We start from the raw sequence: 8,335 nt of genomic DNA on the forward strand, positions 1-8,335 counted from the left end.
ACGCGCCGCCACCCCGCCCGGTTTCGGGCATGGCGACGCCGGGCAGCCACGGGGGGAGCCGCCCGGCGTCGGTCCGTCGCTCCGACGGGGGATGCGGAGCGCGTACGCAGTATGTCACGGTTGGAGCAATGTTTGGGGAGGTCTTGCATGATTAATCTGAGCTTCTTTTGAGCTTTCTAGCGCCCAGAGCCCAGCGAACCCCCGCAAAACGGACCCTCAGTCAGATCCCTGTGAAGAATTGGTGCCCGCCTCGCCCGTCCCGGAGGCCGCACGGGCCGCACCGGCCCCGCCCGTACCACCGGGGCCCAGCATCAGCGGGGTGTCGGCCGGGATGGCGAAGGTGCTCGGCAGCCCCGGCGCCCGCTCCCGGCCCGCGTTGGCGATCAGCACCGCGAAGTACGGCAGCAGCACGCCGCCCGCCAGGGCCGCGAAGGCCACCACCCGCTGGACGTCCCACATGACCACCGCCAGCAGCACGCAGAGCGTGCGGACCAGCATCGAGATCACGTAGCGGCGCTGCCGCCCCCGGACGTCCTCGGAGAGGCTGCTGCGAGCCCCCGTGATCCGGAAGACCTGACCGTCACCGGAGCCCTTGCCCATGTCCTACCGCCCTCGTCCGCTCCCGCCCGCCTCTGCCGTGCGCGCGGCCTCCTCACGGTACGCCGGGCCGCGCGCCCGTGGCAGTGCGGGGCTCAGCCGTCGGAGTGGCGGGCCAGGAAGTGCGGCGGGACGGCGTCGGTGAGCCAGACGCCGTTCTCGCTGATCCGGAACTCGTGGCCGGCCGCCGTCATCGCGGCCGCGTCCACGGTCAGCACCACCGGACGGCCGTGCCGGGAGCCGACCCGGACGGCGGTCTCCCGGTCGGCCGAGAGGTGGACGTCCCGTCTGGCCATCGGACGCAGCCCCTCGTGGAAGATCGCGTCCAGGTGGTGGGTGGCGGTGCCGTGGAACAGCACCGCCGGGGGCTCGGCGGCGGCCAACCCGAGGTCGACCGCCACCGTGTGCCCCTGACTGGCCCGGATCGAGAGGCCGTCCGAGGAGTAGGCGAAGCGACGCTTGTTGTTGGTCGCCACCACGTGGTCCAGCTCGGCCCGGCTCAGCCGCCGGCCGTGCGCCGCCAGCGCCGCCAGCAAGGCGTCCACCCGGACCCAGCCGGCCGCGTCCAGCGTGATCCCGACGCTGCCGGGGTCGTGCCGCAGGATGCGCGACAACGACTTGCTGGTCTTGACCGTGCGCTTCTCGTCCACTCTCCCGATCCTCCCTCTCGGATGGCCCGCCGGGCCCGGGTCGCTCCCCGGGCCGTGCCTCAGGAGGCCTGGCTGACCGAACTCATGTTGAAGTCCGCGACGCGCACCGGCGGCATCGCGGCCCGGGTGAACCAGTCGCTCCACTCCCGGGGCAGGCAGCGCTCGGTGCGGCCGACCTCGGTGATCCGGCCGAGCAGCTCGACCGGGGACTCGTTGAAGCGGAAGTTGTTGACCTGCCCGACGACCTCGCCGTTCTCCACCAGGTACACGCCGTCCCGGGTGAGACCGGTGAGCAGCAGCGTCGCCGGGTCCACCTCGCGGATGTACCAGAGGCAGGTGAGCAGCAGGCCGCGCCCGGTGCGGGCGATCATCTCGTCCAGGGTCGGCGCGGAGGCGGCGTCCGCCGTCTCCAGGACCAGGCTGTCGATGGCCGGCCGCAGCGGCAGGCCGGTCAGGCCCGCCGCGTGACGGGTGGTGACCAGGTTGGTCAGCACGCCGTCGCGGATCCAGTCGGTCGCGCCCAGGGCGGCGCCGTTGTCGAACACCGAGGAGGTGTCACCGGTGGAGTGCGCCAGCACGAACGGCGAGGTCTCCAGGCCGGGCTCGGCCGGGTCCGAGCGCAGGGTCAGCGGCAGCCCGCTCAGCTTGTCGCCGATCCGGGTGCCCCCGCCGGGCTTCGAGAAGACCGTCCGCCCCTCGAAGGCGTCCCGCCCGCCCGCCGACCAGCTCAGGTACACCATCAGGTCGGCCACCGCCGAGGGCGGCAGCAGCGTCTCGTACCGGCCGGCCGGCAGGTCGACCTTCCGGGCGCCCCAGGCCAGCCGCCTGGTCAGCTGGGCGTGCAGGTCGGTGACGTCCACGTCGGTGAAGTCCCGGGTGGCGGCGCCCGCCCAGGCCGAGCCGGACAGGTCGGCCGTCTTGGCGTTCACCTCGACCATGCCGGTCGGCTGGTCGTGGCGCAGCCGCAGGCCGGTGGAGGTGCCCAGGTAGCTGGAGACCAGCTCGTGCCGGGCGAAGCCGTACAGCAGCTCGCCCTGCGCGGTGGCGCGGGCGAAGGCCTCGCCGAGGGCGGGCGCGAAGGCCGCGAACACCTCGATGGAGGTCTCGGCGGGCGGCGCGGTGAAGTCCGGCGAGGACGGCCGGTCGGCGATCAGCGGCTGGGCGTCCTCCGCCGGGCCGGCCGAGCGGGCGGCCTCCTCGGCGGCCCGGACCAGGCCCTCCACCTCCTCCGGGGTGACGGCCTCGCGGGAGACCACGCCGGAGGCGGTGCCCTCGGCGCCGTCCACCGTGGCGATCACGGTCAGCCGGCGGCCGCGGGTGACGCCGTTGGTGGTCAGCGCGTTGCCGGCCCAGCGCAGGTTGGCGGTCGACTCCTCGTCGGCGATCACCACGCAGCCGTCGGCGCGGGAGAGGCCGAGCGCCAGCTCGACCAGTTCGTGGGGCTGAATCGAGGCCATCAGTGACCCGCCTCCTGCTGGGTGTTGAGCACGTTGACGTCACGGAACAGCGCCGACGGGCAGCCGTGGCTGACCGCCGCGACCTGGCCGGGCTGCGCCTTGCCGCAGTTGAAGGCGCCGCCGAGCACGTAGGTCTGCGGGCCGCCGACGGCCGCCATCGAGCCCCAGAAGTCGGTGGTGGTCGCCTGGTACGCGAAGTCCTTGACCTGGCCGGCGAGTTCGCCGTTCTTGATGGCGTAGGCGCGCTGGCCGGTGAACTGGAAGTTGTAGCGCTGCATGTCGATCGACCAGGAGCGGTCGCCGACGATGTACAGGCCGTTCTCCACCCCGGCGAACAGGCCCTCGGTGTCCGGCCCGTCCGCGGCCGGCTGCAGGGAGACGTTCGCCATCCGCTGCACCGGCACGTGCGCGGGGGAGTCGGCGAAGGCGCAGCCGTTGGAGCGCTCGAAGCCCTTCAGCTTCGCCATGCCCCGGTCCAGCTGGTAGCCCACCAGGACGCCGTCCTTGACCAGGTCCCAGGACTGGGTGGCCACGCCCTCGTCGTCGTAGCCGATGGTGGACAGGCCGTGCTCGGCGGTGCGGTCCCCGGTGACGTGCATCAGCCCGGAGCCGTACTCCAGCGAGCCCAGCTTGTCGAAGGTGGCGAAGGAGGTGCCGGCGTACGCGGCCTCGTAGCCGAGCGCGCGGTCCAGCTCGGTGGCGTGGCCGATCGACTCGTGGATGGTCAGCCACAGGTTCGACGGGTCGATCACCAGGTCGTAGCGGCCGGCCTCGACGCTCGGGGCCTTCATCTTCTCGGCCAGCAGGGAGGGGAGTTCCGCCAGCTCGGCGTCCCAGTCCCAGCCGGTGCCGCGCAGGTACTCGAAGCCCCGGCCGACCGGCGGCGCCAGGGTGCGCATCGAGTCGAAGGCCCCGGTGCGCTCGTCGACCGAGGTGGCCTCCACCGTCGGGTGCAGCCGGATCCGCTGCTGGGTGGTCATGGTGCCGGCGGTGTCGGCGTAGAACTTGTTCTCCTGCACCGTCAGCAGCGAGGCCAGCACGTGCGAGACGCCCTCGGCGGCCAGCAGCCGCGAGCTCCACCCGGCCAGCAGCGCGGTCTTCTCCGCGTCCGGCACCTCGAAGGGGTTCACCTCGTACGACGACACCCAGGTGACGTCCCGGTGGACCGGCTCGTCCGCCAGCTCGACGCGCTCCGTGGAGCCGGCCGCCCGGCTGATCCCGCCGGACAGGCGGGCCACCGACACGGCCTGCTCGGCGACCCGGGCCGCCGCGTCCGTGGTGAGGTCCACCCCGGCGGCGAAGCCCCAGGCGCCGTCCAGCAGCACCCGGACGGCGAAGCCGAGCTGGACGCTGTCGGAGGTGCCCGCCGGACGGGCGTCGCGCAGCCGCCAGGACGCGCTGCGCACCCGCTCCAGACGGAAGTCGGCGTGGCTCGCGCCCAGTTCCCGCGCCCGGGTGAGCGCCGCGTCGGCCAGCGTGCGCAGGGGGTAGGCGAGGAACAGCGGGTCGACGGCGCGCCCGGAGGGGGCGGCCGTGCTGTTGGTCGGAGGCAATCGGGCTCCCTGGGTCGGGGGATGGCTGGGAGGTCGGGCGCGCCCCCGGTCAGGGGTGCCCGAGCGAATCATTTCCCTTCCACCTGCTTTCGGCCAGCAGATTTCGCCGTGCCGCGGGTGCCGGATCGTGACCGTCGTGGCCGCTCCGCCCCGTCAAGGCGCTTCCGGGGGCACCGGTTTGACGCCGACGGTGAGGCCGGTGGTGCGCACGGGGTGGGAGGGGCCCGGGAACGGCGCCGGGGGGCGCGGTGAGCCGCGCCCCCCGGCGGTGACCGGTGCTGTGGTGATCTTCCTATGGTGATCTTCCTGAGGTGACCGGCCGTCGGTCAGGCCACGCCCTCCCACCAGCCGTCGAGCTCCGGCGGGTTGTCCACGTCCACCCGCTCGCCCGGCCGGGGGACCGCCAGCGGTACGGCCTGCGCCTTGGCCTCGGCCAGCACCCGCTCGACCGGCTCGGCCCACGGGTGCAGCCCCAGGTTGAAGGTGCACCAGTGGACCGGGACCAGCAGCCCGCCGTTCAGCTCCCGGTGGGCGAGGACGGCGTCCTCCGGGGTCATGTGGATGTCCGCCCACGCCGGGTCGTACGCGCCGATCTGCACCAGCGCGGCGTCGAACGGCCCGTGCCGCTCGCCGATCCGCGCGTAGCCCTCGAAGTAGCCGGAGTCCCCGGTGTAGAAGACCTTGCGGGTCGGACCGGCGATCACCCAGGAGCCCCACAGGGTGGTGTTGCGGGTCAGGCCGCGGCCGGAGAAGTGGTGCGCCGAGGTCAGGGTGAGCACCAGGTCGCCGAGCGTGCAGGTCTCGTCCCAGTCCAGCTCGATGATCCGGTGCTCCGGCACGCCCCAGCGGCGCAGGTGGGCGCCGATGCCCAGCGGCACCGCGAAGGGCGCGGACTGGCTGCGCACCAGCCGCCGCACGGTCGCCATGTCCAGGTGGTCGTAGTGGTCGTGCGAGATCAGCACGGCGTCGACCTGCGGCAGCTCCTCCAGCTCCACCGGCACCGGGTGCAGCCGCTTCGGGCCGACGTGCGCGGCGGGGGAGCAGCGCTCGCTCCAGACCGGGTCGAGCAGCACCCGGGCGCCCTCGATCTCCACCAGCGCCGAGGCGTGCCCGTACCAGGTGACCGCGACGCCCTCGGCGGCCGGACCGGGCGCCTCGGCCGGGCGGACGGTCGGCACCGGGCGGCCGGGGACGCGGCCCTCGCGCTGGAACAGCATCCGGCGCACGGTGTCCCGGTCGAGGTCCGGGGTGCTCTTGTCCCGGGCCAGCGTGGAGGGCGCGTTGTGGAAGACCCCGTCGCGGAACTGCGGGGAGTTGCGGACCCGGTCCTCGCGCCCGGCGTCCGGGCGCCGCCCGAACGCGGCCGGGAGGTCCCGCAGCGACCAGGCGGCCGCCCCCGCGCCCACCGCCAGCGCCGCCAGTGCCAGCAGCCGTCCGCGCCGGCCGGTGCTCCCGGGCTGTCCCTTGCTCATCCGCGCTCTGCCTTCGTTCGCCGGCACCGCTGGGCCGGGTGCCGCTCGTCGCTACCGGTCGGCCGGTACCACCGGGGGCAACGGGCGCGGCGGCCGCGGTTGTTCCCGGCGGCGGGTGCCGGATCCGGCGGAGTCCGGCGGTCCGGTGTCCCGGCGGCCCATTGTCGGAACGCGACAGATCCTCCGGTACGGCGCTGTGGGAGACCGATTCGTCGCCGCGCGCGGACGACCGATAGCGTCACACTGCGTACGCGTTCCGCCGTACGCGTATTCGGACAACCACGGAGAGAGGTGGATCGGTGAGCCGCTCGGTTCTCGTCACCGGAGGAAACCGGGGCATCGGCCTCGCGATCGCCCAGGCCTTCGCCGAGGCGGGCGACAAGGTCGCCATCACCAGCCGCTCGGGCGAGGTGCCCGAGGCCCTGGCGAAGTACGACGTCCTCGCGGTGCGCTGCGACATCACCGACGCCGCCCAGGTGGACGCCGCCTTCACCGAGATCGAGGCCAAGCACGGCGGGGTGGAGGTGCTGGTCGCCAACGCCGGCATCACCCACGACACCCTGCTGCTGCGCATGTCGGAGGAGGACTTCACCTCCGTCCTGGACACCAACCTGACCGGCACCTTCCGGGTGGTCAAGCGCGCCTCGAAGCTGATGATGCGCGCCCGCAAGGGCCGCGTCGTGCTGATCTCCTCGGTGGTCGGCCTGTCCGGCTCGCCGGGCCAGGCCAACTACGCCGCGTCCAAGGCCGGCCTGGTGGGCTTCGCCCGCTCGCTGGCGCGCGAGCTCGGCCCGCGCAACATCACCGTCAACGTGGTCGCCCCCGGCTTCGTGGACACCGACATGACCGCCGTGCTCAGCGACGAGCGCCGCGCGGAGATCGTCGCGGGCGTCCCGCTGGGCCGCTACGCGGCGCCGGCGGAGGTCGCCTCCACCGTGCGGTTCCTCGGTTCGGACGAGGCCGCGTACATCACCGGAGCCGTCATTCCCGTCGACGGCGGATTGGGCATGGGTCACTGAACATGAGTGGAATCCTCGAGGGCAAGCGCATCCTCATCACGGGTGTGCTGATGGAGTCCTCCATCGCCTTCCACACCGCGAAGCTGGCCCAGGAGCAGGGCGCCGAGATCATCCTGACCGCGTTCCCGCGGCCCAGCCTGACCGAGCGCATCGCCAAGAAGCTGCCCCACCCGGTCAAGGTCCTGGAGCTGGACGTCTCCAGCGAGGAGCAGCTGGCCGGCATCGCCGACCAGGTCCGCGAGCACCTGCCGACCCTGGACGGCATCGTCCACTCGATCGGCTTCGCCCCGCAGGACGCCCTCGGCGGCAACTTCCTGAACACGCCGTGGGAGTCCGTGGCCACCGCCATGCAGGTCTCGGCGTTCTCGCTGAAGTCGCTCACCACGGCGCTGCTGCCGCTGATGCAGGACGGCGGCGCGGTGGTCGGCCTGACCTTCGACGCGCAGTTCGCGTGGCCGCAGTACGACTGGATGGGCCCGGCCAAGGCCGCCCTGGAGGCGACCAACCGCTACCTGGCCCGCGACCTGGGCGAGCGCAACATCCGCTGCAACCTGATCTCGGCGGGCCCGATCGGCTCGATGGCCGCCAAGTCCATCCCGGGCTTCGGCGAGCTGGCCGACACCTGGAACCAGCGCTCCCCGCTGAAGTGGGACCTCTCCGACCCGGAGCCGGCCGGCCGCGGCGTCGTCGCCCTGCTGTCCGACTGGTTCCCGAAGACCACCGGCGAGATCATCCACGTCGACGGCGGCCTCCACGCCATCGGCGCCTGACCGCCCCGCACCACCACCCCGCCGCCCGGCGCGCCCTCCCCACCGGAGAGGCCCGCCGGGCGCCGGCGTTCCCGGCCCCGGTGGAACCGCCGCCCCGGTTCGCACGTCAGTCCCTTCCGGTACGTTCGGCGAAACGACTGTGACGAGGAGTGACGATGGACCGTGCCGGGATGGGGGAGGAACCCCTGGGAGCGGCGGACTGCCCGGAGGCGCTCACGGCCGGGCCGGGCGCCGTTCCGGCGACGGAGTCGTGACCGGGGGGATGCGGCGGGGGGTGGCGGTTGCCGCAGTGCTGGCGCTGGGGCTCCTCCCCGGGTGCGGGGCCGGGGAGGAGGCCGTCGAGGCGGTGTCCGACACGGCGGTGACCGCCCAGTTCGCCGCGGCCGGGGGCGGCGAGCGGTCCCTGACGGCACCCCCGGGGGTCGACTGGGACACGGCCTACGTCTTCGACACGCTCACCGGGAGCGGCAGGATCTCCGAGGTGGTGGGGGACCCGGTCGAGTGGCGCCGGCAGGACCCCGACCGGTCGGCGCCGCAGTTGCTGGTCCTCGTGCTCAAGGGCGAGGTCGCCGGCGCGTACGAGATCGGGTCCGTCTTCGCCGACGGGGACCGCGGTCGGCCGCTCCACCGCGAGGTGCGGTTCACCAGGGCGGCCCCCGCCGCGCCGGTCACGATCGTCGGCCAGTAGGCCCCGGCCCGGTGGCCGTGGCCCCCGGGGCCGGGCCCCCGGGGGGGGGGGGGGGCGGGCGGGGGGGACCCGCCGGTGGGGGAGCGGAGGGGGGGGGGTGGGGAGAGAGGGTATTGATGGGGGGGGTTT

At 73.7% G+C, this 8,335-nt stretch carries 8 protein-coding genes; 3 read left to right on the forward strand and 5 right to left on the reverse strand.

All coding sequences use genetic code 11. The features are described 5' to 3' along the window. Positions 1-216 precede the first annotated feature (216 nt). The 5 genes from ACWEQL_RS16395 to ACWEQL_RS16415 all read right to left on the reverse strand — a co-directional run bounded on the left by ACWEQL_RS16395 (position 217) and on the right by ACWEQL_RS16415 (position 5,729). Positions 217-600 carry a DUF3099 domain-containing protein gene (locus ACWEQL_RS16395; RefSeq protein ID WP_452150931.1) on the reverse strand — a complete coding sequence of 128 codons (384 nt, stop codon included), beginning with the start codon at positions 598-600 and terminating at the stop codon, positions 217-219. A gap of 92 nt (positions 601-692) precedes the next feature. After that, positions 693-1,247, reverse strand: a complete 555-nt coding sequence (locus ACWEQL_RS16400; protein WP_452150932.1) for an RNA 2'-phosphotransferase — start codon at positions 1,245-1,247, stop codon at positions 693-695. A 59-nt stretch (positions 1,248-1,306) separates the two neighbouring features. After that, positions 1,307-2,704, reverse strand: a complete 1,398-nt coding sequence (locus ACWEQL_RS16405) for a metallopeptidase TldD-related protein (protein WP_452150933.1) — start codon at positions 2,702-2,704, stop codon at positions 1,307-1,309. After that, a complete protein-coding gene (locus tag ACWEQL_RS16410) occupies positions 2,704-4,257 on the reverse strand; it encodes a TldD/PmbA family protein (protein ID WP_452150934.1) in 1,554 nt (517 codons plus the stop codon). Before ACWEQL_RS16410 ends, ACWEQL_RS16405 begins: the two co-directional genes overlap by 1 nt. 326 nt (positions 4,258-4,583) lie before the next feature. Continuing rightward, positions 4,584-5,729, reverse strand: a complete 1,146-nt coding sequence (locus tag ACWEQL_RS16415; RefSeq protein ID WP_452150935.1) for an MBL fold metallo-hydrolase — start codon at positions 5,727-5,729, stop codon at positions 4,584-4,586. Positions 5,730-6,028: 299 nt separating this feature from the next. Between ACWEQL_RS16415 and fabG the strand changes: the two genes are divergently transcribed. The 3 genes from fabG to ACWEQL_RS16430 all read left to right on the forward strand — a co-directional run bounded on the left by fabG (position 6,029) and on the right by ACWEQL_RS16430 (position 8,206). Next, entirely contained in the window at positions 6,029-6,748 is a 720-nt protein-coding gene (gene fabG, locus ACWEQL_RS16420) for a 3-oxoacyl-[acyl-carrier-protein] reductase (protein ID WP_452150936.1), read from the forward strand. Positions 6,749-6,750: 2 nt separating this feature from the next. Then, positions 6,751-7,518 (forward strand): enoyl-ACP reductase FabI, encoded by a 768-nt coding sequence (gene fabI / locus ACWEQL_RS16425; RefSeq protein ID WP_452150937.1) that lies wholly within the window; start codon positions 6,751-6,753, stop codon positions 7,516-7,518. A 274-nt stretch (positions 7,519-7,792) separates the two neighbouring features. After that, positions 7,793-8,206 (forward strand): hypothetical protein, encoded by a 414-nt coding sequence (locus ACWEQL_RS16430; RefSeq protein WP_452150938.1) that lies wholly within the window; start codon positions 7,793-7,795, stop codon positions 8,204-8,206. Positions 8,207-8,335 lie beyond the last annotated feature (129 nt).

Source organism: Kitasatospora sp. NPDC004240 (assembly GCF_053603215.1).